The organism is Agrobacterium sp. ES01 (assembly GCF_050320885.1).
Classification (GTDB): domain Bacteria; phylum Pseudomonadota; class Alphaproteobacteria; order Rhizobiales; family Rhizobiaceae; genus Allorhizobium.
In genome coordinates this window covers 1,006,285-1,029,747 of record NZ_JBNQTH010000001.1, presented here as the reverse complement: position 1 = coordinate 1,029,747, position 23,463 = coordinate 1,006,285, and the positions used below count along the sequence as shown (strand labels likewise).

The window sequence follows — 23,463 nt, the reverse complement described above, 5'->3', positions numbered from 1 at the left end:
AGCCATGGCAACGATCGCAGGAAAGAAATCCGGTCTCGTCTGGGCGGTTCACATCTCCGTCGTGGTGCTGGTCATTTTGTGGCTGACCCCAACGCTCGGGCTGTTTATCTCCTCCTTCCGCACCTCCGACCAGATCGCCTCGAGCGGCTGGTGGGACGCGCTCTTTCCCCAGCAGCAGAATATGATGCTGCGCACAGCCGAGCCCGACAAGCAGAAGCAGGACGGCAATGTCTTCGTCATCGAAGGCAATCTCTTCGTCGACAACAAGGAGAATGCCAAGGCCGACATTTCGGCCTGGGGCACCTCCTCGCTGAAGATTTCCGAATACAATCCGGGCGACACCGCCGATATGGGCAAGGACGGTCGTCTGACCGTTCAGGACAACGGCGACTACCGGCTGGAAAACAGCACCGAATTCAAGGGCAGTCGCGGCGAGCGCGTGTTTCTGACGGCCTCCGCTCCGCCCAAGTTCACGCTCGACAATTATCGTCATGTGCTGTTTTCCGGAAACAGCACCGACTCCATGGCCAAGGCCTTTTTCAACACGCTGACGGTCACCATTCCCGCCACCATCATTCCCATTGTCGTGGCAGCGTTTGCCGCCTACGCCCTGGCCTGGATGCGCTTTCCGGGGCGTGCCCTTTTGATCGCGGCGGTCGTCGCCCTGCTGGTCGTGCCGCTGCAGCTGGCGCTCATTCCGCTGCTGCGCCTTCATCTGGAGATCGGCATCGGCAAGGGCTATCTCGGTGTCTGGCTCGCCCATACCGGCTTCGGCCTGCCGCTCGCCATCTATCTGCTGCGCAATTACATGGTCGGTCTGCCGCGCGACATCATCGAATGTGCCAAGGTCGATGGCGCAACCGACTTCCAGATCTTCACCCGTATCGTGCTGCCCCTGTCCTTTCCGGCGCTCGCATCCTTCGCCATCTTCCAGTTCCTGTGGACCTGGAACGATCTGCTTGTCGCCAAGGTCTTCCTCATCGATGCGACCGGCGACACGACGGTGATGACGAACCAGATTGTCGAGCTTTTGGGAACGCGCGGCGGCAACTGGGAAATTCTGGCCACGGCCGCCTTTGTTTCCATGGCCGTTCCACTCGCCGTCTTCTTCGCCATGCAGCGCTATCTTGTCCGCGGTCTTCTGGCCGGCTCGGTCAAGGGTGGCTGATGGCAAACTGAACAGACTAGGATTTTAGAGAATGAATGCAGTTTCCCCAACCGTTGGTGCCGTCGATAAGGATTGGTGGCGTGGCGCGGTCATCTACCAGATCTATCCGCGCTCCTATCAGGACAGCAACGGCGACGGCATCGGCGACCTCAAGGGCATCACCGCCCGCCTTCCGCATATTGCCGAGCTTGGTGCCGATGCAATCTGGATCTCGCCCTTCTTCACCTCGCCGATGAAGGACTTCGGCTACGACGTCTCCGATTATTGCGATGTCGATCCCATGTTCGGCGCTCTGTCCGATTTCGATATGCTCATTGCCGAGGCCCACCGGCTGGGCATCAAGATCATGATCGATCTGGTCATGTCGCACACCTCGGACCAGCATCCCTGGTTTGTCGAAAGCCGCTCAAGCCATAACAACGCCAAGGCTGACTGGTATGTCTGGGCCGATTGCAAGCCCGACGGCACGCCGCCCAACAACTGGCTGTCGATCTTCGGCGGTTCCGGCTGGCACTGGGATGCGACCCGCATGCAGTATTACCTGCACAACTTCCTGACCTCCCAGCCCGACCTCAACCTCCACAATCCCGAGGTTCAGGACGCCCTGCTGGACTCTGTGCGCTTCTGGCTGCAGCGCGGGGTCGACGGTTTCCGTCTCGACACCATCAACTTCTACTTCCACGACAAGCAATTGCGCGACAATCCGGCTCTGGCCCCGGAGCGCCGCAATGCCTCCACGGCACCGGCGGTGAACCCCTATAACTTCCAGGAACACATCTACGACAAGAACCGGCCGGAGAATATCGCCTTCCTCAAGCGCTTCCGCGCCGTGCTGGAAGAGTTTCCCGCCATCGCTGCCGTCGGTGAAGTCGGGGACAGCCAGCGTGGCCTTGAGATCGTCGGGGAATACACCTCCGGCGATGACAAGATGCACATGTGCTACGCCTTCGAATTCCTGGCGCCCGAACCGCTGACGCCGCAGCGTGTCGTCGATGTCGATCGCGAATTCTCTGAAGCGGCCCCGGAAGGCTGGGCCTGCTGGGCCTTTTCCAACCACGACGTCGTGCGCCATGTCAGCCGCTGGGGGCAGGATGTCGTTGACCGCGACGCCTTTGCCAAGCTGCTCTCGGCCATTTTGATGACCCAGCGCGGTTCCGTCTGCATCTATCAGGGCGAGGAACTGGGGCTCACCGAAGCAGAGATCGCCTTCGAGGATCTGCAGGACCCCTATGGCATCCAGTTCTGGCCGGAATTCAAGGGTCGCGACGGTTGCCGCACGCCCATGGTCTGGGATAGCCGCGCGGTCGATGCCGGCTTCTCCACCGCCGAGAAGCCCTGGTTGCCGATACCGGTCGAGCATGTGTTGAAGGCTGTCGATACCCAGCACGGCAAGGACGCGTCGGTGCTCGAACATTATCGTCGTTTCCTCGCATTCCGCCGCGCACATCCAGCCTTCGCCAAGGGCACCATCGCCTTCATGCCCGTTCAGGGCCATGTGTTGAGCTACACCCGCACGCTCGGCAACGAGACCGTGCTTTGCATGTTCAACATGTCGGCAGAGGAGACATCTGCCGATATTCCGGACGGCGACTGGTCAGCGCTTTCCGGTCACGGATTTACTGCGAAACAAGAGAACAACAAGATCAAGCTTCCGGCCTGGAGCGCCTATTTCGCGCGCCACGCCTGAGAGGGAGGAAGACAATGACGGGCCTCGTACTGAAAGACATCCGCAAGTCCTATGGACAGGTGAAGGTCATTCACGGCATCGACCTGGAGATCCAGCAGGGCGAGTTCATCGTCTTCGTTGGCCCGTCGGGCTGTGGCAAGTCCACGCTGCTGCGCATGATCGCAGGCCTTGAGGATATCACCGGCGGCGAGATGTGGATCGACGGGATCCAGGTCAATGACGTGCCGCCATCCAAGCGCGGCATCGCCATGGTCTTCCAGTCCTATGCGCTCTACCCGCATATGACGGTCTATGACAACATGGCCTTCGGCATGCGGATTGCCGGAGAGAGCAAGGAAGAGATCGACCGCCGTGTCACCTCGGCAGCCTCCATCCTTCAGCTCGAGCCCTATCTCGACCGTCTGCCCAAGGCCCTGTCCGGCGGACAGCGCCAGCGCGTGGCCATTGGCCGTGCCATCTGCCGCGACCCCAAGGTCTTCCTCTTCGACGAGCCGCTCTCCAACCTGGACGCGGCTCTACGCGTTGCCACCCGTATCGAGATCGCCAAGCTCAACGAGCAGATGGCCGACACCACGATGATCTATGTGACCCATGACCAGGTGGAGGCCATGACGCTGGCGGATCGCATCGTGGTGTTGTCGGCTGGCCGTATCGAACAGGTCGGCCCGCCGCTCGAACTCTATGAGCGTCCCGCCAACCTGTTCGTGGCGCAGTTCATCGGCTCACCGGCCATGAACATCATGCCGGGCAAGATCGAGGAGACCGGCGACAACACCGTCATCAGTCTTCGCGACGGCAGCCGCGTGACGGTTCACATTCCAACGCAGGCAGCAGAGAAGGGCAAGACCGCAAGCTTCGGCGTGCGTCCGGAAGACCTGTCCATGACGACGGGAGACACGTATCTGTTCGAAGGCAAGGTCTCGATTGCCGAGCAGTTGGGCGAAGTCACTCTTCTCTATGTCGAAGGGCCTGTCGAAGACGAGCCGGTGGTCATCAAGCTGCCGGGCGTGGTCGATGTCAGCAAGGGCGAGACGCTGCGTTTTGTCGCCGATCCTGAGAAGCTTCATCTGTTCGATGACAACGGGCGTACCTATTTGGGACGCTGAAGTCGCTTTTGGTTCTTTGTTAACCACGATGACTGCCGTTACGTCAGCCTATCAATAGTTGTGAGTGGAATCTCACTTTCTGTTAAGTCTCGGCCGTTATTCTGCGCCTGTGTTGATAACAAGAAGCAGGTAAGAAATGTCCGCAGCACCAAGAACCACTTATCTTCAGCGGGAGGAATCCTTCATGTACGACCGGGAAGCCCGGTTCCCCATGGAGGATACGATGAACGCGGCACGCATCGAATATACGGAGAAGGGTGTGATGCATATGGCATCGCGCCGGGCAGATGTCCTTCGTATTTCCATGAGCGGTGCCATTCTGGGAATGCTCACGCAATATAATCTTCCCCAGCAGTTTTATCTCGATATTCCAGACGCCCGTATTTCCAAGGTCGGCTGCCTGTTGATGAAGACCTATACCAACAATACCGTCGAGGTCCGCTTTCTCCGTTTGATGACGCAGAAGGAACTGGATCGTATCTTCATCTTCTCCACGCATCCTGCCCACAAGGACAAGGTGCTCGACGTCCGCTCCTGGTAAGCGAAACATGACTGACGAGGCGAGCCCGGTTGCGGCTCGCCTGATCCGTCAACGCATGTCGACCCAATTGGGTCTGAGATGACGTCTTCTTTCTCTGGACATTTTTCCGCCGACAGCCAATCCTTCTCCGATATTGGACAAGGAGAATTTTGCATGTCGGAATACAAGGTCGCCATCGTCACTGCCGGCGGCAGTGGTATGGGTGCAGCAGCAGCCAGGAAGCTTGCAGCGGAAGGGTTCAAGGTCGCAATTCTGTCGTCCTCCGGCAAGGGCGAGGCATTGGCCGGCGAATTGGGCGGCATCGGCGTCACCGGTTCCAACCAGTCGAATGATGACCTCAAGCGCCTGGTCGACATGACCATGAAGACATGGGGCAGGGTGGATGTTCTGGTCAACAGCGCCGGTCATGGTCCCAAGAAGCCGGTCCTCGAGCTGACCGACGACGACTGGCACACCGGCATGGATGTCTATCTCATGAATGCCATCCGCCCCTCGCGTCTGGTCGCCCCGATCATGGTCGAGCAGAAGCGTGGCGCCATCATCAATATTTCCACCGCCTGGGCGTTCGAGCCGAGCGCCATGTTCCCGACCTCGGGTGTCTTTCGCGCCGGCCTTGCCGCCTTCACCAAACTTTTTGCCGACCGCTATGCTGCCGACAATGTGCGCATGAACAATGTGCTGCCCGGCTGGATAGACAGCCTTCCCATGAGCGAAGAGCGCCGCGATTCTGTTCCCATGAAGCGATACGGTTCAGCCGACGAAATTGCCGCCACGATTGCCTTCCTGGCGTCGGAGGGTGCCGGCTATATCACCGGGCAGAATATTCGTGTCGATGGCGGCCTCATGCGGTCTGTTTAGGATAACCTAAACAATTCAGCAGCTTCGCCTTGCCAACTACGCCAATAATACCCGTCATGGTGGTGCCGCGTTACCGCCAAATTTCCATGCGATGATATTTTATCGGACGCGTAAACCTTCTGGTTACCAAGTTTCTTCAGAGTTTGCCTGTCCGGTATTTCTTATCTGCATTAAGCCTGTGGGGGCTGAAGGGATTGGGTGACCGGATGAACACGAGCTGTGAGGCTTCCCTGGAAGCCACCGGCAGATTTTTGTGTCTGGTAACGAGTAATAGTATGGCGTCCTCGACAGAGTACAAGCGCAACGGTTCAGCCGTTGCCGAAGCGACTGCAATTCGACCGAAGAACAGACATGGAGCGAGAGGCGCGGGCCTGATTGGCGCGGGTCTGGCGGCTGTTCTGGTGGTCGGCGGCGGGGTCAGCGCCTTTTCGGCCCTGCGCACCACGCCGGGTCTGGGCAGCGACGATGACGCGGGCATCCAGATTGCGCTATTCGATCCGGATGCCGATGCAAAGGATGCAGACAAGCATCAGAGAGTGCGCCGTCACTATTCCGCAGATTCGCGTGAAGCCTTCAACGAGCGCATGATCAGTGCCATCACGGCCATGGACGATCCGATCGTCGCGGTGCTTCCGGGCTCGCTCGATTACGCAGCCGTCGACAAGTCGCAACGGCTGGAGCGTCCAAGTGCGCTGGAAGATGAGAGCAAGGTTGCCCTTCTGCGCGATGCGCTGACGAACTCGGTCAAGCAGCGTGCCGTCCGTCTGGCGCTGGCCGAGGAACTGTCGAGCCAGCGCAAGGAATACAAGCGCCAGCTTCAGGTCCTGGCATCGGCCCAGACCGACGCCGACGACGTGACCACCGGCGCGATTGCACCCGGCGCTGCGCTGGCCTATGCCTCTGCTCCGAGCGCTCGCGAGGCGCTGGCCGAGGCCAATGATCCCTTTGCCGATGTTCTGTCCGGTCAGGATGAGGCCGAAGCGGGTATCCTGCTTCCCGATGACGATATTCCGCTGCCGACATTCCGCCCGGAATTGCCCTCGATTGCCAAGACCACCATCGAGCCACCGGCCATCAAGCAACAGCCGAAGACTGCCTATGCCAAGCCGGACAAGCCGGAGAAGAAGACCCTGTTCTCCTGGTTCGGCGGCGGCAGCAAGGATCTGCCCGGACCGGGCAGCAAGATCGCCATCTATGATATCACCAATCAGGTGGTGATCATGCCCAATGGCGAGAGGCTGGAAGCCCATTCCGGTCGCGGTCCGACCAAGGACACGCCGAAATATGTGCATGTCAGCGGCCGTGGCTCCACACCGCCCAATGTCTATTCGCTGCGCATGCGTGAATCGCTGTTCCACGGCGTGGAAGCCATCCGCATGACACCGGTCGGCGATGCCAAGATGTATGGCCGCAACGGCTTCCTCACCCATTCTTACCTTCGCCGCATCCCCGGCGATTCCGCCGGCTGCATTGCCTTTGCCGATTACAAGAAGTTCCTGAACGCCTTCAAGCGCGGGCAGGTCAGCAAGATCATCGTGGTGCCGAGCATGAAGGAACTTCCCGCCTATATGGCCATGCTCTGACGGAAGGCGGCGCGCTCCTCGCCGATCGTTGAAACGCCCCGTGGCCGAAGCCGGCACGGGGCGTTTTTTATTGGTGTGTTCGGTCCGGTTCGCCTCAGGCGCCGGTCACCCTCCAGATGGCATTGCCGACATCGTCGGCAACCAGCAGCGACCCGTCCGGACCGATGGTAACGCCCACGGGGCGGCCATAGGAATACTTCTCGTCGTCGGAGAGGAAGCCATTGAGGATGATGCGCGGTTCGCCCGATGGCTTGCCGTTTTCGAACGGCACGAAGATCACCCGGTAGCCGGCAAGCGTGGAGCGGTTCCACGAGCCGTGCTGGCCAATGACCATGCCGCCCTGATCGAAGCCGGGAAGCGTGCCGGCCGGCATCCAGCAGAGACCGAGCGATGCGGTATGACCGCCCAGCGCATAATCCGGGCGGATGGCCTTGGCGACCATGGCCGGGTCCTGCGGGACGCGATCGTCGACCGTCTGGCCCCAGTAGCAATAAGGCCAGCCGTAGAAGCCGCCATCGACCACCGATGTCATGTAATCCGGCGGTGTCTCGTCGCCGATACCGTCACGCTCGTTGACCACGGTCCACAACACATCGGTGGAGGGCTCGAAGGCGAGGCCCACAGGGTTGCGCAGGCCCGATGCGAAGATGCGGTTTTCGCCGGTCTGGCGGTCATGCACATGGATGGCAGCGCGGCCTTCCTCGGCCTCCAAGCCGTTGTCGCCGATGTTGGAGAGCGAACCGACGCCGACATAGAGATAGCGGCCGTCCTTGCTGGGCAGGATCGAGCGGGTCCAGTGGCCGGCCGGCTTGTAGTCGGCAAGCTTGCGGCCCTCGCCCTCCAGCTTGGTTGCGCCCGCGACATAGGGAAAGGCCACCAGCGCATCGGTGTTGCCGATATAGAGTGTGTCATCGAGCATCGCCATGCCGAAGGGGTGGTGCAGCTTGTCCCGGTAGACGGTCTGCACCTCGGCGACACCATCGCCATCGGCATCGCGCAGCAGCGTGATGCGATTGGCGCTTTCGCCAAGGGCCGCCGCGCGCCGCATGGTCGCCTGCATGGCGTAGTCGAAGGGCGACTTTGGCTTGTCCGACAGTCCCAGCGCCTCCGATACCAGCACATCGCCATTGGGCAGCACATGCATCCAGCGCGGATGTTTGAGCCCCATGGCCAGCGCATTGACCTTGAGACCGGGGGCGGCGACCGGAAGCCGGCCATTCTCCCAGCCTTTGGCCGTCGGCATTTTCAGGGTCGGCAACGGGCCTTGGGATTTGGCCTCGGGAATGATGGGCGCACCGCCGATGGCCGGCACCTCCGCCGGCTTGTTGAAGCGCCGGATTACGATCATCGCCGCGCCGATCAAGGCGACGAGGCGGGCATATAGCTCGGACATTCAGTTCTCCTCTTGTATTCGTGGCCGGCACCTTATCTGAACACGGTGACGGTTGGAATTCACCGCGCCGGCTTTTCCCGGCTGCTGTGCGCGCCAAAAAACCACGCGTCAAAACCCCGGCCGGGCCGAAACCCTCCGCTTGATGAGAACTCAATCATGCCATCCATGTCGATGGCGGACGGGGCGCCGGAAGCTGCCGTGATTGAGTAGGTTAAAAATGGCACCTTTCGGCGCCCCGTTCGGCGGTTTTTGCAAGAGGCATCTTCGGTGGGCGCTGACATCGGCTCAACCCGATGCCTCGTCCGGCAGATCTGGCGCGTGTCAGACGCCCTGCCGGGTTTTAAAGGACGACGGTGTTGCACCCGCCGCCAAGGCTCCCACGCCTCAAGCCCCTGATGGATGGAGATTGCGTCCCTCTCAACCCACAAGCGCCGGCTCCACCTCGCTGACACGCCTGTCAGTGTATCCGCGGCGGAACACTGTCATTATCGCACAGGTTTGGAGGGTGTGGATAAATTGAGCATGGTTTCGTTGAAAACATTGGGAAATCGGCGTTTTTCTTCCACAGTTTCCGCAGGTTTTCAGGGGCGCGCGCGAAACCGGCATCGCCGGGCGCGGCGCGGCGCTGCGCCAGGCAGAAGGCAGAAGGCAGAAGGCAGAGGCGCTGCCGATTGCCCTTTACTGCGCTTCGGCGACCGCGATGTCTGCCATGGCCAGGGCCGCTTCGCGTGTTTTGGCGGCGGCGATGAAGAGGGCGTTGTGACAGAAGGTGGCGCCTTTGACGCCTGAGGCGGCTTCGAGCGCGCCATTGGTGAGGCCTGCCCAGGCGGCGGGAAGGTCGGCGCGCTGGGCAAAACTGTCTTCCGATTTGCGGATGCCCGTCACGCACCAGTCATTGTCGCGCGGGTGAACGACAAATAGCAGGTGATCGGCACCGGCCTTGACCACGGCTGAGCGGAAGGGCATGCCCATCGGCAGTTCCAGCACGCGGCTGTCGCCGGCACGGGCGATGGCATCCAGAACCATGCCTTCGGCGCGCAGTTTCGATGCCTTGCGGGCAATGCTGGCTTCCACGAAGCTGCGGGCGATCGCAAGGGCTGCATGAAAGGCACGGTCGGTGGCATCGGGGTCGCGCTCGTCGAAGACCGGCTTGAGCGTTTCCAGCAGGGCAGGAAGCGTCAGATCCGACAGGGGACCGGCAACCGACGGGCTGATCGCGCCATTGTCGAGAAGATCGATCGGCAGCACGAAATCGCTGTCGAAACCGGCATGGACGGTGTCGACATGGGCTTCGGGAAGACCGCAAGCGGCAAGGTAGGCATGGCCGTAATGCTTCCAGATGAGGCCGAAGGAACTGTAGGGCTGGCCATCGTCGCGAAGCGGTGCGCCGCGCTGATGGTGATCGAAGATCTGCGCCGCTGCATCATAGGCACCGCCGACATCGTAGATGATACGGTCTTGGCCCGGCGTGATCCACTCCGGCGCGCGGCTGCGCACGATCTGCGCATCGGGATAAAGCCGGGTCAGAATGACGCTGGACAGCAATTCGTCCGCATGAAAGCCACCGGAATGCGTCACGAGATGGGTGGGGTTCATAGCGGGAGAGCCTTGTTGGTTGGAGACGGGATGTCCTGGGTCGCAACCAGATACCCTTTGACGGCGATCACCTCAAGCCTTGATGATCGAGGCGGAGGGGCGATGACGCAGATTAGCTCAGACGAAAGTGAAGGGCTGCAGACCGCAGCATCGGGAGGCGCGGCTTTTACCGCGCGGACGCTTGCCGGCCGGGTTCCAATGGCGAGCGCAGCAATGACGGGGTGGGGGAGACAGGGGCGCGCCTGCAAGCCTTACTTGTAACGTCAGCCGTTTGCACCGTAGCGCATGCCATCGACCAGAAGGCCCACCATGCGCTTGGCCTGGCAAGCGGTATCGGCACCGGCACCCGAGGTCAGTCTGGCGGTGGCCTGGATCAGGTCTGAGCCGCTGACGGAGGGATCGATCTCGCCCGCTGTGATGGCGGCATCCAGCAGCGCATCGAGTGCCGGGCGCAGACGCTGGTCGAAATATTGCGGAAGCGCGGCATAGGCGGGATCGCCGGAGTGGAGGGCATCGGCAAGGCCGCGTTTTGCGGCAAGGAAGTCGACGAAGCGTTGCATCCACAATTTCAGCGCGTCCGCGGGCGCATGGGCCTTGGAAAGCACCGGGGCGGCATCGGCACAGGCATCGATTTCACGCCGCAACGCGGCCTTGATCAGGTCGGAGCGTTGCGGGAAGTGGCGGTAGAGCGTGCCGACGCCGACGCCGGCCTTGCTGGCGATCTCCCGCACCGGCGCATCGACGCCGGAGACGGCAAAGACCTCCATCGCTGCCTGCAAAAGCCCATCCAGATTGCGCTTGGCATCGGCGCGGACCGGACGCGGCGCAAGGCCATTTGCGGACGTTTCAGTCTCTGCATCTTGCATAGGCGCGTCGGGCGCAGATCTCTCGTCAGTGCCGGTCATGACAAGCTCCCTTGATAAATGGAACACTGTTCCGTATATATGGATCACGGTTCCGTTTACGCTTTAACACGGATGGGCAGCGCTGCCTACCGCAATAGACATGGTCGCGCCGACGCATCCAGGCCAGGGGCGAAGGCGACACAATCAAGGACGAAAGAGTCATGAATTCCCTGATCAAGAAGGCGGCTCCATTGCCGCTGCCAAATGCCGTGCCTGTCATTTCCATCGCTCCGGTGACCCTGCCGGCACCGGGGCGCGGTCGCGACCTGGAAATGCGGGTATCTGCGCCCATGTCCGGCGACAGCCTGCCGGTGATCGTGCTCTCCCATGGCATGGGCCCCTCGTTTTATGTCGCCTCCATGGATGGCTACGGGCCGGTCGCCAATTTCTGGGCGGCCCATGGTTTTGTCGTCATTCAGCCAAGCCATATCAGCACCCGCGTCTATGCCACGCCCGCCGACGCACCGGGTGGTCCGCTGTTCTGGCGTTCACGCGTCAAGGATCTGAGCGATATCGCCGATCAGCTCGACGCCATAGAGGCGTCGGTTCCGGGGTTGAAAGGGCGGATGGACAGGACCCGGCTGGCCGTTGTGGGCCATTCCATGGGCGGGCAGACCGCCGGCATGATCCTGGGGGCGCGGCTGACCGATCCCAAGGACCGGACTGCGGTGGACGTCGACCTTCGCGATCGCCGCTACAAGGCCGGCATTCTTCTGGCCGCACCCGGCAATGGTGCGGATCTGAGCGACTTTGCCAAGGAGAACTATTCGGCGCTCAATCCTGATTTTTCGACCATGGACACGCCGGCATTGGTCGTGGTGGGCAACGCCGATAATGGCACGCATCTCAACAGCAGGGGCGCCGACTGGTATGCGGATGCCTACCATCTGAGCAAAGGGCACAAGGCGCTGTTGCGGCTGGAGGGCGGTGGCCATGGGCTGGGCGGCATTGCCGGTTATGACGCCAAGGAGACCGATGATGAAGATCCCGATCGTCTGGCGACCACGCAACGTATGACGCTTGCCTGGCTGCGGACCGCACTCGATGTGGACGACAAGGCCTGGGCCGAGGCCTGCGCGGCGCTTCGCCAGACCGCCGGTCTTGGCACTGTTGACGAAAAGTAAGGCGATGGGGACCGGTCAGCCGGTTCCCTCAGCCCCCGTTCCAGTCAGCCGTCGGCCCCAGCGAACGGCATTCCAGACCTTCTCATGCAGGAAATAGAAGATGAAGCCGGTGGCAGAGGCGCTGAGCGCAAGGGTGAGCGCGGTGATCAGCGAGCCGGTCTGGCCATAGGTCAACGCCGTCATGGTGGCGATGCCGAGGAGTTGCCAGGTGAGGGCCTTGATGATGGTGCGGGCAGTCGTTTCCATGGGGTCCTTTGCGTCTCGTTGCGTTGCATCTGCCCGCTGTCTAACAGCCGCCCCGCACCCACCGATATTATGAACTAATAAATTTAATCGGCACATCCGTTGATTTTTTCTCACATATGCTGATTAAATGAACCATGGATAAAAGAGATCGCGCGGACCTGTTTCGCACCCGACTTGATGAAGCAATGAGGCGGGCGGAGATTTCCCGCAGTGCGCTGGCCCGGCAGGCGGGTGTGGATCGCTCCACGATCGCCCAGCTTCTGGGGGATGACGACGATGCGCGGCTGCCCAATGCGCATCTGGCCGCCGAATGTGCCGCAGCACTGAGGGTCAGCAGCGACTGGCTGCTGGGCCTGACCGACCGACGCGAGACGGCGGCCGACCTTCTGGAGATCTCGCTGCGCATCACGGAGGCCGAACGCACCTTTGCCGATGCGCAGATCGATGCCTGGCACCGTGAAGCCGCCGGCTACAAGATCCGCCATGTGCCGGCCACTCTGCCCGATATCCTCAAGACCGATGCCGTCCTCGAATTCGAATATGCCGCCTTTCGCGACAAGACCCCCCAGCAGGCGATACTGACCACCCGCTATCGCAGCGACTGGCTGAACACGCCGGGATCCGACTACGAGATCTGCGCCTCGCGCGAGCTGGTGGAATCGCTGGCGCGCGGCGAAGGCTACTGGCGCGGATTGCCCGAGGATGCGCGGCGCGAACAGATCGAGCATATGACGAGCGTGTGCCGCGAGCGCTATCCGTCGCTGAGGCTTTATCTCTACGATAGCAAGGTGGTGTTCTCGGCGCCGGTGACGATTTTCGGACCGTTGCTCGCCGCCGTCTATATCGGCCGCTATTACATGGTCTATCGCGAGAGGCGCCAGATCAGCGCGCTGACCGACCATTTCGACCAGCTGGTGCGCGACAGCGAGACCGATGCCCGGGCCGCAGCCGACGTGATTGCGGCAATGATCTGACGGTTTTTCGGACCGCTTATATCGCAGGCGAAGCGGCGGCAACCGGCGTGCGGCTTGGGGGGTAGCCGGTCACGCGCTTGAAGGCGCGGCTGAAGGCGGGAAGGGAGCCGTAACCGAGCTTCAGGGCGACGCTTTCGATCGGCATGGCATCCTGCGACATCCATTCGGCCGCAAGCCGCATGCGCATTTCGGTGAGGTATCGCAGCGGCGTCACGCCGGTGACAGCCAGAAACCGCTCGGCAAAGACCGAACGCGAGGCGCCCATTTCGCGGGCGAGATCGGCCAGCGTCCAGTTGCGACCGGGATCGCGGTGCAGGGCCAGAAGCACACGTCCGAGCCGCGGATCGCGAAGGGCGGCAATCCAGCCGCTGGCATCGCCGCAGCCGCATTCCACCCAGGCCCGGACAATGCAGGCCGCCACCACATCGGCAAGCCTCGACAGGATGCCAGCAGACCCGGCGCGCGCGCATTCAGCCTCGCGTGCCATGGCCTCCAGCATCGGCAGCACTTCCGGATAACGATCCGTCAGCGTGTCCACCCGCATCACTTCGGGCATCATGCCCACCAGCGGATGCATGCTGCCAAGGTCGAAATCCATGCAGGCCGAAAACAGCAGCGTGCGCTCTTGGCGAGGCGTTGCGCGCTCGTCGCAGGCCTTGATCTCGCTCACCATCCGGCAAAGCGGCGATGCATTGAGCGTGGAGAGATCGCGGCACGGTTGCGCGACATCCTCGGAAGAGCTGATGACATGCAGCCCGCCGCGTGGCAGAAGCGCGACATCGCCGCTGCCCAATCGGTGCAATGTGCCGCCGGGCGCGCGCATGGAGATGCCGCCGCGTGCGACGAAGACGAATTTGGCCCGGTTGTCGCCATCGCCGAAGGAATAGCGAAACGGGGCGTCGAGTTCGATGCGCCGGTAGTCGATACCGACCAGACGCATGCCCATCAGCAATTCGCTGACCAGATCGCCGGCGACGGGCATGGCGGTGACCGCAGCGCCGGCCACAGGAAGGGCCGCCGGGGCGGGACGGGAGACGGATGTTTCGGACGTTCGATCAAGCATGGCGGATTTTGTGGCATGGATCGTCCGGAGAGTAAAGCCTAGTGTCACAGCCGATCCTCCTCCCTCCTCCTCCAAAGGACCACCCATGACTTCCGTGACCAACGATATGTCTGAACACCCGGCACAGCCTGCCGGGCAGACACGACCGCAGACACCCGCCTGGGGTGCCGTTGCCTCCATGACCCTCGGCGTCTTCGGCCTTGTGACCGCCGAATTCCTGCCCGCCAGCCTTCTGACGCCAATCGCGACCGATCTCGGCGTGACCGAGGGGGCCGCCGGACAGGCGGTCACCACGACGGCACTGTTCGGCTTCCTGACCAGCCTGCTGATCACGGCGGCGGCGCGACGCATGGACCGCCGCCATCTGATGATGGTCTTTTCGCTCTTCCTGATCATCTCCAACCTGATGGTGGCCTTTGCCGTCGGCCTGCCCATGCTGCTGGTCGGTCGCGTGCTTCTGGGCATTGGCCTTGGCGGCTTCTGGACCATGTCGACCGCCATCACCATGCGGCTGGTTCCACCGGCGCTGGTGCCGAAGGCGCTCGCCATCCTGATGAGCGGCGTGTCGGCGGCAACCGTTCTTGCCGCGCCGGTTGGCAGCTATCTCGGTGAAATGCTCGGCTGGCGAACCGTCTTCATTCTGGCGGCCGGTCTGGGCATGGCGACCATAGCGGTGCAATGGCGTCAGCTGCCCAGCATGAGGCCCGCCGGTGCCACGCGTTTGCGCACCATGATCGATGTGGTGATGCGCCCCGGTATCGGGCTTGGCATGCTGGCCGTGCTTCTGGTATTTGCCGGCCACTTCATGTTCTTCACCTATCTGCGCGCCTATATGGAAGGTGGCAGCGGATTTTCCGTCGAGGCCATTTCGACCATTCTTCTGGGCTTCGGTCTCGCCAATTTCCTCGGCACGTTTCTCGGCGGCCGACTGGTGCAGAAAAGCCTGCGCCTGACGCTGATCGTCGTGCCGCTTCTGATGGGAAGCCTGGCGCTTGCCATGGGCGCGGTCGGTGCCCATCCGCTGTCGGATATTCTGGCCGTGGTGCTGTGGGGCCTGCTGTTTGGTGGCGTACCGGTGGCCTGGTCGAGCTGGCTTGCCCGCACCGTGCCGGATGAAGCCGAAAGCGCCGGTGGCCTGTTCGTCGCCTCCATCCAGCTTGCAATCGCAATGGGTGCCGGTTTCGGCGGGGTCATCTTCGACATGGTCGGCGGCACCGGCACGATTGCAGCCAGCGGTATCGTTCTGCTGATCGCGGCCATCAGCGTCATGCTGGGCGTGCGCATGCGGGCCTCGGCGCCGGTGACGGCTTAACCTTTCCCATCAAAGAGATCGGCCATGGCAGGGATCACTCTGCCATGGCCGACGAGATGTTTCGGTGTCAGCGCTCACCCCTTGGGGCGCAGGGCTGCCGGGACGGGTCCTAGAACTCTTCCCACTCGTCCTGCTTGACCGCGGCATTGCCGTTGAAAGCCGGTGCCGGACGCGATTTGGCAGCGGCCGGTGCCGATCTGGGCGCTGCAGCGGATGCAGCCGGTGCCGGGCGCTGGGCGGCATGACCGCCGGCCTTGGCCGTTCCACCCAGCTGGAAGCGGGAGACGAGCTCGCGCAGCTGCGCCGTTTCCTGGGCAAGGGCAGCACTGGCGGCGGTCGATTCTTCCACCATGGCGGCGTTTTGCTGGGTTGTCTGGTCCATCTGGTTGACGGCCGAGTTGACCTCGGCAAGGCCTGTCGACTGTTCCTTGGACGAGCTGGCAATCGACTGCATATGCTCGTTGACCACCATGATATTCTGCTGAATGGCTTTCAGCGCCTCGCCGGTCTCGCTGACCAGCTGCACGCCGCTCTTCACTTCTTCGGAAGAATTGCGGATCAGTTCCTTGATCTCCTTGGCGGCCTGGGCCGAGCGCTGGGCGAGTTCCCGCACTTCCTGGGCAACGACTGCGAAACCCTTGCCGGCTTCACCGGCACGCGCCGCTTCCACGCCGGCATTGAGCGCCAGGAGGTTGGTCTGGAAGGCGATTTCGTCGATCACACCGATAATGTTGGAGATCTGTCCCGACGATGCCTCGATGCGCGACATGGCGCCCATGGCGTCGGTGACGATCTGGCCGGAATGGGTGGCGCTGGCATCGGCGGTGGCCGAGGCAGCGCGGGCTTCTTCCGCACGGCTTGAGGCATTCTTGACGTTGACGGTGATCTGGTCGAGGGCGGCTGCCGTTTCTTCCAGCGATGCGGCCTGTTGTTCCGTCCGCTTGGAGAGATCCTCGGCACCGCGGCTGATTTCGCGCGAGCCGCCATCGATCTGGTCGGTCGAATAGGCAACGGCCGACAATGTGTTGTTGAGCTGGCTGACCGCCTCGTTGAGGTTGGTGCGCAGGGTCTCGAAATCGGGTGCGAAAGCCTTGTCGATGGTGAAGGAAATGTCGCCCTTGGCCATCTTCATCAGCGCGTCGCCAATGGTGTCGACGGCATGCACGCGCTCGGTCACATCGGTCGCAAACTTCACCACCTTTTCGACCTGCCCCTTGTCGTTCATGATCGGGTTGTAGGAGGCGTTGATGACGATCTTCTTGTTGGCCTTGCCGTAGCGCACGAATTCGGCGGCCTGGAACTTTCCGGCGCGCAGCTGGCGCCAGAATTCCTGATAGTCCGGCGATCCGGCATAGGCCTTGTCGACCAGCATGCTGTGGTGCTTGCCCTTGATCTCGTCCAACCGGTAGCCGAGAGAATCGCAGAAATTCTGGTTGGCATCGAGAATTTCGCCATCCGGCGTGAAGGAAATGATGCCCTGCACGCGACTGATGGCTTCCATCTGGTTCTGATAGTCGAGGTTTTGCATGCGTGTCCGTGCATCCGTCCATTCGACGACGAAGCCGGTGACCTTGTTGCCATCCTTGAGCGGAGTGACGATCAGGTCGAACATGCGGGTGCCGACCGAGATGGTGGCTTTATGGGTCGTCTGCAGCTTGGCCAGCATGTTGCGTTGGTGCGACGGGTTCTTGTGAAAGATGTCGATATTGCTGCCGACCAGCTTGGCATGCTCGAAGCGCGGCAGGGCCTTCTTCAGGTCCGATTCCGCTTCCTTCAGGAGATCGCTCACCGCATCATTCATATAGGTGATATTGAGCTGGGGATCCGCGATCATGATATTGGCGCAGATTGTATCCAACGCCTCAAGGCGTTCTTTTGCGTAGTTTTTCGAAAGTCCGAACATGCCTTGATACCTTACAGGAGAGAGTGCAACCATCGCCGGGCTTCCTGGCGTTGTCGCAAGCCGGGCGGGCCTGCGACGGTCGTTCGAAAACACCCGATATGATTCGATTCTATTCATTCACCATTGCTAAAGTGTAAATGGCTTATGCAATCGCGTACCGCGCGAAAACACGATCAAGGAGCGATGGAAAGGCCGCTCAGCTCTTTCAGCTACTCAGCCGGCTGTCCGAAAACGAAAATCGCCGTACCGAGCAGGGCCAGCGCCAGAAAGGTTACCGCACGCACGCGATGGCTGCGTCGTTGCGCCGCCGCCGCGGCAATGGCCGATTGTATCGCGTAATAGAGTGCAAAGGCGCGTGAGGCGTAGCTGACAATCTCGAACACGTTGAACACCCAGGTCAGCAGGATACCGATGGTGACCAGGGCCAGATAGGCGAAGCGCTGCGGAATGCGCCCGCCGCTTTCCTCCTCCATCAGTCCGCCGGCGCCACTGGTATCGGCAACCGCCGCACTGAACTGGGCGCTGAGGGCGGCGAGCACCAGCAGCCCCGGAAGGACCGGGGCCACCACGGCCATCATGTCGATGATGGCCGTTTCGTCGAGCTTGAATTGGCCCGCGCGAAACACATAGGAGAGCAGAACGATATAGATCATGTAGATGGCGGCCGACAGCCACTGGGACAGCCGCATGGCGCGGATGCGAATCCGAGGTTCATAGGTGGAACCGAGATAGCGCGCGGTCTCGAAACCCTGAACCGTGACAATCAGGCCGAAGGCGAGCGCAATCCCGTTCCAGCCGGTCTTGCCGGGCGGGTTGATTTGCAGCGCGCCCGCGGTCGTGCGGTCGTAGAAATACCAGGCAAGACCGGCCAGCAGCGCGGCAATGACCGCAAGCTTGATGCCGACGGAGACCTGTTCCATCCGCTCCAGCGCCTTGAAGCCCCAGAGCCAGCCGACGCACAGAATGAGAAGCAGCATCGCCGTTGTCAGCAGCCGGGCGTTGTCCGGCCCGTCGAAGGGTGTCAGGCTGACGCCAAAGGCACCGAACAGGTTGAGGTAATAACTGACCGAGATCACATAGGCGAAGGACAGCACCCAGGAGGCGATACGCTCCAGACGGGTTTCCAGCGCCGTGCGGCTCTCATCGGTCTCGATGGCCGCGATATTGTAGCGAATGGCCCAGCCGAATAGATAGGCCGTGGCGCACAGCGCTGCCATCACCAGCGGCGCGTAATAGCCATAGGCATCGTTGAGGATTGGCCCCAACACGAGAAAACCGCTGCCGATGATGGAGGCAAGCGGCGTGATCGTCGCCTGCCACAGCTTTGCCCCGGAAAGCCGGGGCCACAGCAATAACGCACCCGCAACCAGGGCGATGAGGATCAGCGCCCCGTTGAGCAGCATGGATCAGTAAAGAACGCTGGCGCCGAGATCGGCGGGGCCGGCCACCTGGCGGAAGGGTTCGAACAGTTCGCGGCCCATGCCGAAGGTGTTGTGGGTGAGATCCGGTGTGGCCGGGCTGCGGGCTGCAAATTCGGCGGCATCGAGCAGAAGTTCGATTGTGCCGGCATGGGCATCGAGCGTGATCATGTCGCCTTCCTGAATACGGGCAATCGGGCCGCCATCGACGGCTTCCGGTGTCAGGTGGATTGCAGCCGGCACCTTGCCGGAGGCACCCGACATGCGGCCATCGGTCAGAAGTGCGACCTTGTGGCCCCGATCCTGGAGAATGCCGAGCGGCGTGGTCAGGCGGTGCAGTTCCGGCATGCCATTGGCCTTGGGACCCTGGAAGCGAACGACGGCGATGAAGTCGCGGTCGAGCTTGCCGGCCTTGAAGGCGGCCTGCAATTCCTCCTGATCGTGGAAGATCATGGCCGGTGCGGTGATCACATGGCGCTCCGGCTTGACCGCCGAGATCTTGATCACGGCGCGGCCGACATTGCCGGTCAGCATTTTTAACCCGCCGGTTGGCTGGAACGGTGCTTCTGCACGGGCCAGGACCTTTGGATCGGCACTGTCTTCGGCGGCAGCCTCACGCACGACATTGCCATCGGCGCCAAGGCGCGGCTCGATGGCATAGGCTTCCAGTCCCTGACCGAAGACGGTGCGCACATCGTCATGCAGATAGCCTGCCTTCAACAGCTGCTTGATCAGATAGCCCATGCCGCCGGCGGCGTGGAAATGGTTCACATCGGCAAGGCCGTTGGGATAGACGCGGGCCAGCAGCGGCACGGTATCCGACAGATCGGAAATATCCTGCCAGGTGAGCTGGATGCCGGCAGCGCGCGCCATGGCGACCAGATGCAGGGTGTGATTGGTCGAGCCGCCGGTGGCATGCAGACCGACCACGCCGTTGACGATCGAACGCTCGTCGATCATTTCGCCAACGGGGGTGAACTCGTTGCCAAGGGCGGTGATGGCAAGCGCCCGTTTGGTCGCTTCCTTGGTCAGCGCATCGCGAAGCGGGGTGCCGGGATTGATGAAGGAAGCGCCCGGCATATGCAGGCCCATGATTTCCATCAGCATCTGGTTGGAATTGGCGGTGCCATAGAAGGTGCAGGTGCCCGGGCCGTGATAGGACTTGGATTCGGCTTCCAGCAATTCCTCACGCCCGACCTTGCCCTCGGCAAAGAGCTGGCGAATGCGGGTCTTTTCGTCATTGGGCAGGCCCGAGGTCATCGGGCCGGCCGGGATGAACACCGTCGGCAGGTGACCGAAAGTGAGGGCGGCGATGGTAAGCCCCGGTACGATCTTGTCGCAAACGCCCAGGAAGACGGCTGCGTCGAACATGTTGTGGCTGAGGCCGACGGCGGCTGCCATGGCAATGACATCGCGTGAAAACAGCGACAGTTCCATGCCCGGCTGGCCCTGGGTCACGCCATCGCACATGGCCGGAACGCCGCCTGCGACCTGCGCCACGCCGCCGGCTTCATGGGCTGCGGCACGGATCAGGGCTGGAAAGGTCTCGAACGGCTGGTGGGCCGACAGCATGTCGTTATAGGAGGTGATGATGCCGAGATTGGGGACGGTGTCGCCGGACAGCGCCGTCTTCTCGGCGGGGGAACAGACGGCAAAGCCGTGCGCGAGGTTGCCGCAAGAGAGCGTGGAGCGATGCACGCCCTTGGTGATCTGCGCCCGCACCCGGTCGAGATAGGTCTCGCGGCTGGGTTTCGAGCGTTCGACGATGCGCTTTGTGATGGCTTCGATCTGGGCATTGGCGGTCATGACAAATCCTCCTGTCGGGGCGCAGGCGCCTGGGAAGGGCGCCACTATGCGCGCGAACTGCCGCTTAGGCGTAAACTGTTGGAGCGCCTCAGGGCGCCCAGTAGATATCGACGGGCGTTGCTGCCCGGTTGAGCACGGCGCGGATCGGCATCTCTGCCTCGTCGCTACCGGACATGGCCGCATCCAGTACGGTCTTCTTTTCCTCGCCCTCGATATGAAGCACGAGAAGCCGTGCATCATGGAGGGCGGAGAAGGAAAATGTCAGGCGCGGCTCACCCGCACCTGCGGCTTCCATGGTCATCACCTGCCGGGGGGCCGACAGGTCGAGCGCTTCGGCAAGCTGGTCGCCGCCGGGAAAGAAGGAGGCGGTGTGGCCATCGGTGCCCATGCCGAGAATGACGACATCGAAGGGATGACCAAGCTCTTCCGCCTGCGCGGTACCGAGCTTGGCAGCCTCATCGGCGTGAATACCGTCCTTGTAGAGCGGCAGAACCTGTGCCTCGGCTGCCTTGTCCTGCAACAGATGTTCGGCCAGCAGAAGGTGGTTGGAGCGCGGGTTGTTGGCCGGCACATAGCGCTCGTCCACCAGGGTGATCGTGACCTTTTCCCAGTCGAGCGGCCGGGTGGACAGCGCCTCGAAGAACGCCTTCGGTGTCGATCCGCCCGAGACGGCAAGGGTGGCCGCGCCGCGGGCGTCGAGCGCGTCGGTCAGCGCTTTGGCGACAGTATCGGCCAATTGCTCTGCCAGTTCCGCGCGGGTGTCGATACTGTGAAGGCGAAAGGTCATCGGCTGCTCCTCAGTCCACTTCGTGCCAGGTGCGTCCGTCACGCTCGATGAGAGCGATGGCCTGGCTCGGACCCCAGGTGCCGGACGTATAGCCCTGCGCCTTCTGTCCGGTCTCTTCCCAGCCCTGCAGGATAGGATCGACCCATTTCCACGCCGCCTCGACCTCGTCGCGGCGCATGAACAGGGTCTGGTTGTTGCGGATCACGTCGAGCAGCAGACGCTCATAGGCATCCGGATTGCGCACGTTGAAGGCCTGGGCAAAGCTCATGTCGAGCGACACATGGCGCAGGCGCATGCCGCCCGGACCCGGGTCCTTGATCATCAGCCACTGGCGCACGCCCTCGTCGGGCTGCAGGCGGATGACCAGCTGGTTGGCCACCACGCGACCGGCGGCATCGCCGAAGATCGAATGCGGGATCGGCTTGAAGGTGATGACGATTTCCGACATGCGTTGTGCCAGGCGTTTGCCGGTGCGCAGGTAGAAGGGCACATCGGCCCAGCGCCAGTTGCCGATCTCGGCCTTGATGGCAACGAAGGTCTCGGTATCGGATGCTTCGCCCAGTTCTTCCAGATAGCCATCGACCGGGCCGCCGGAAGAGGCACCGGCGCGGTACTGGCCGCGAACCGTATATTTTTCCACATCGCCGTCGACGATGGGCTTGAGCGCGCGCAGGACCTTGAGCTTCTCGTCGCGAACCGCTTCGGCATCCATCGATGCCGGTGGCTCCATGGCCACAAGGCACAGAAGCTGCAGGATGTGGTTCTGCACCATGTCGCGCAGCGCGCCGGCCTTGTCGTAATAACCGACGCGGCCTTCCAGCCCGACCGATTCCGCAACCGTGATCTGCACGTGGTCGATATGGGCCGAATTCCACAGCGGCTCGTAAAGCGCGTTGGCAAAGCGCAGCGCCATCAGGTTCTGCACGGTCTCCTTGCCGAGATAGTGGTCGATGCGGAAGATCTGCTCTTCCTTGAAGGCTTTGCCGATATTGTCGTTGAGCGCCCGGGCAGAGGCCAGATCGCGACCGATCGGCTTTTCCACCACGATCCGGGTCGAATGGGTGATCAGCTTGTGCGCTTTGATCTTGTCGGCGATATCGCCGAAGATGCCGGGCGCGACCGCCAGATAGAAGGCGCGCACCACGTCCTTGCCGCTGTCGAGCAGCTTCTTCAGCTCGTCCCAGCCCTGATCGGACTTGGCATCGACCGAGACGTAATGAATGCGGGCGCAGAACTTGGCGACTTCGTCCTTGTCGAACTCGCCTTCCTTGAGGTGCTCCTTCAGCGCCTTTTCGGTGTATTTGCGATAGTCGGCATCCGACATCTGGGTGCGCGAGGCGCCGATGATACGGGTCGGCTCGGTCAGCTGACCTTCGACCTGGCGATGATAGAGTGCCGGCAGAAGCTTGCGCTCGGCAAGGTCACCGGTTGCGCCGAAAACGACGTAGTCAAACGGTTCAACAGGAATGATCTGGCTTGTCATTTTCGACGTTCCTTAGTCCGCATCATGTTGGCGTTCTTGTAATCTAATCGATTTAAAAAAGCCAGAACATGTTCAGTGAAATTCATGTGACGTTTTTGCGCCGCCCTTGGACGGCTGTGAGAGGCGAGGCGGCTGGAGGATGATCCAGCCACTGTCTGGTGGCACGATGCCGGTGACGAACCAGACCAATGTAAGGCCGATGGTCCGCCAGCGAAAGCGCCACCAGGGTCGTTTTGGCTCCGGCCCGGCTTGTTCCTTAACATTGCGTAGCAATGCGATGGCGTCCTCAGCCTCACTGGCGGGCACCGACAGTATGATGCCGCCGAGTGCATTCATCCATTGCCAATTGACCGTGGCGTGATGATGGCCTTGATCAAACACAGTCATGCCGGCTGCCATCAGCCTCGATCTGACCACGGCCCATTCGCCGGCGCCATAGGTCTTTGCGACGGGTACGAGGGGAGAATGCTGGCTTTCCCGCCTTTCGCTCCGGTTTGCACCCGTCACGCC

Annotated in this window: 20 protein-coding genes; 9 read left to right on the top strand and 11 right to left on the bottom strand. The window is 61.8% G+C overall.

Annotated features, from left to right (window positions below; genetic code table 11):
* The first annotated feature begins 4 nt into the window (after positions 1 to 4).
* The 6 genes from ACQQ2Q_RS05080 (at position 5) to ACQQ2Q_RS05055 (ending at position 6,943) form a co-directional block, all read left to right on the top strand.
* Positions 5 to 1,168 (top strand): carbohydrate ABC transporter permease, encoded by a 1,164-nt coding sequence (locus ACQQ2Q_RS05080; RefSeq protein ID WP_428185930.1) that lies wholly within the window; start codon positions 5 to 7, stop codon positions 1,166 to 1,168.
* Between the two features lie 31 nt (positions 1,169 to 1,199).
* Positions 1,200 to 2,855: an alpha-glucosidase family protein gene (locus tag ACQQ2Q_RS05075; protein WP_428185929.1), complete on the top strand. Its 1,656-nt coding sequence runs from the start codon at positions 1,200 to 1,202 to the stop codon at positions 2,853 to 2,855.
* A 14-nt stretch (positions 2,856 to 2,869) separates the two neighbouring features.
* Positions 2,870 to 3,961, top strand: a complete 1,092-nt coding sequence (locus ACQQ2Q_RS05070) for an ABC transporter ATP-binding protein (RefSeq protein ID WP_428185928.1) — start codon at positions 2,870 to 2,872, stop codon at positions 3,959 to 3,961.
* Positions 3,962 to 4,145: 184 nt separating this feature from the next.
* The gene (locus ACQQ2Q_RS05065; RefSeq protein ID WP_428186485.1) at positions 4,146 to 4,502 is read left to right on the top strand and encodes a hypothetical protein; all 357 of its coding nucleotides are present in this window, start codon (positions 4,146 to 4,148) and stop codon (positions 4,500 to 4,502) included.
* Positions 4,503 to 4,655: 153 nt separating this feature from the next.
* Positions 4,656 to 5,360, top strand: coding sequence for an SDR family oxidoreductase (locus tag ACQQ2Q_RS05060; RefSeq protein WP_428185927.1), 705 nt, complete (start codon positions 4,656 to 4,658; stop codon positions 5,358 to 5,360).
* Positions 5,361 to 5,635: 275 nt separating this feature from the next.
* Complete coding sequence (locus ACQQ2Q_RS05055) at positions 5,636 to 6,943, top strand: DUF2778 domain-containing protein (protein WP_428185926.1); 1,308 nt, start codon at positions 5,636 to 5,638, stop codon at positions 6,941 to 6,943.
* Positions 6,944 to 7,037: 94 nt separating this feature from the next.
* Here the strand turns inward: ACQQ2Q_RS05055 and ACQQ2Q_RS05050 are convergent, their stop codons facing one another.
* The 3 genes from ACQQ2Q_RS05050 to ACQQ2Q_RS05040 form a co-directional block, all read right to left on the bottom strand.
* Complete coding sequence (locus ACQQ2Q_RS05050) at positions 7,038 to 8,336, bottom strand: PQQ-dependent sugar dehydrogenase (RefSeq protein WP_428185925.1); 1,299 nt, start codon at positions 8,334 to 8,336, stop codon at positions 7,038 to 7,040.
* Between the two features lie 678 nt (positions 8,337 to 9,014).
* A complete protein-coding gene (locus ACQQ2Q_RS05045; protein WP_428185924.1) occupies positions 9,015 to 9,932 on the bottom strand; it encodes an MYG1 family protein in 918 nt (305 codons plus the stop codon).
* A 263-nt stretch (positions 9,933 to 10,195) separates the two neighbouring features.
* Positions 10,196 to 10,798, bottom strand: coding sequence for a TetR/AcrR family transcriptional regulator (locus tag ACQQ2Q_RS05040; protein ID WP_428186484.1), 603 nt, complete (start codon positions 10,796 to 10,798; stop codon positions 10,196 to 10,198).
* 200 nt (positions 10,799 to 10,998) lie between these two features.
* Here ACQQ2Q_RS05040 and ACQQ2Q_RS05035 point away from each other — a divergent pair, with 200 nt between their 5' ends.
* Positions 10,999 to 11,961 carry an alpha/beta hydrolase family protein gene (locus ACQQ2Q_RS05035; protein ID WP_428185923.1) on the top strand — a complete coding sequence of 321 codons (963 nt, stop codon included), beginning with the start codon at positions 10,999 to 11,001 and terminating at the stop codon, positions 11,959 to 11,961.
* 15 nt (positions 11,962 to 11,976) lie between these two features.
* Here the strand turns inward: ACQQ2Q_RS05035 and ACQQ2Q_RS05030 are convergent, their stop codons facing one another.
* The gene (locus ACQQ2Q_RS05030; protein WP_428185922.1) at positions 11,977 to 12,207 is read right to left on the bottom strand and encodes a DUF2061 domain-containing protein; all 231 of its coding nucleotides are present in this window, start codon (positions 12,205 to 12,207) and stop codon (positions 11,977 to 11,979) included.
* Between the two features lie 134 nt (positions 12,208 to 12,341).
* On the opposite strand from ACQQ2Q_RS05030, the gene ACQQ2Q_RS05025 reads away from it, so the two are divergent.
* Positions 12,342 to 13,181 carry a transcriptional regulator gene (locus ACQQ2Q_RS05025; protein ID WP_428185921.1) on the top strand — a complete coding sequence of 280 codons (840 nt, stop codon included), beginning with the start codon at positions 12,342 to 12,344 and terminating at the stop codon, positions 13,179 to 13,181.
* 16 nt (positions 13,182 to 13,197) lie between these two features.
* Here ACQQ2Q_RS05025 and ACQQ2Q_RS05020 read toward each other — a convergent pair whose 3' ends face one another.
* The gene (locus tag ACQQ2Q_RS05020) at positions 13,198 to 14,244 is read right to left on the bottom strand and encodes an AraC family transcriptional regulator (RefSeq protein WP_428185920.1); all 1,047 of its coding nucleotides are present in this window, start codon (positions 14,242 to 14,244) and stop codon (positions 13,198 to 13,200) included.
* 85 nt (positions 14,245 to 14,329) lie between these two features.
* Between ACQQ2Q_RS05020 and ACQQ2Q_RS05015 the strand changes: the two genes are divergently transcribed.
* Positions 14,330 to 15,556, top strand: coding sequence for an MFS transporter (locus ACQQ2Q_RS05015; RefSeq protein WP_428185919.1), 1,227 nt, complete (start codon positions 14,330 to 14,332; stop codon positions 15,554 to 15,556).
* A gap of 109 nt (positions 15,557 to 15,665) precedes the next feature.
* Here ACQQ2Q_RS05015 and ACQQ2Q_RS05010 read toward each other — a convergent pair whose 3' ends face one another.
* The 6 genes from ACQQ2Q_RS05010 to ACQQ2Q_RS04985 all read right to left on the bottom strand — a co-directional run bounded on the left by ACQQ2Q_RS05010 (position 15,666) and on the right by ACQQ2Q_RS04985 (position 23,460).
* Positions 15,666 to 17,459: a methyl-accepting chemotaxis protein gene (locus tag ACQQ2Q_RS05010; RefSeq protein WP_428185918.1), complete on the bottom strand. Its 1,794-nt coding sequence runs from the start codon at positions 17,457 to 17,459 to the stop codon at positions 15,666 to 15,668.
* Between the two features lie 209 nt (positions 17,460 to 17,668).
* Complete coding sequence (locus ACQQ2Q_RS05005) at positions 17,669 to 18,862, bottom strand: hypothetical protein (RefSeq protein WP_428185917.1); 1,194 nt, start codon at positions 18,860 to 18,862, stop codon at positions 17,669 to 17,671.
* Positions 18,863 to 18,865: 3 nt separating this feature from the next.
* Positions 18,866 to 20,683 carry a phosphogluconate dehydratase gene (edd, locus tag ACQQ2Q_RS05000; protein ID WP_428185916.1) on the bottom strand — a complete coding sequence of 606 codons (1,818 nt, stop codon included), beginning with the start codon at positions 20,681 to 20,683 and terminating at the stop codon, positions 18,866 to 18,868.
* An 88-nt stretch (positions 20,684 to 20,771) separates the two neighbouring features.
* Positions 20,772 to 21,470 carry a 6-phosphogluconolactonase gene (pgl, locus tag ACQQ2Q_RS04995; RefSeq protein WP_428185915.1) on the bottom strand — a complete coding sequence of 233 codons (699 nt, stop codon included), beginning with the start codon at positions 21,468 to 21,470 and terminating at the stop codon, positions 20,772 to 20,774.
* A gap of 10 nt (positions 21,471 to 21,480) precedes the next feature.
* Positions 21,481 to 22,953: a glucose-6-phosphate dehydrogenase gene (zwf, locus tag ACQQ2Q_RS04990; RefSeq protein ID WP_428185914.1), complete on the bottom strand. Its 1,473-nt coding sequence runs from the start codon at positions 22,951 to 22,953 to the stop codon at positions 21,481 to 21,483.
* Positions 22,954 to 23,025: 72 nt separating this feature from the next.
* Positions 23,026 to 23,460, bottom strand: coding sequence for a hypothetical protein (locus tag ACQQ2Q_RS04985; RefSeq protein ID WP_428185913.1), 435 nt, complete (start codon positions 23,458 to 23,460; stop codon positions 23,026 to 23,028).
* Between the last annotated feature and the right edge of the window lie 3 nt (positions 23,461 to 23,463).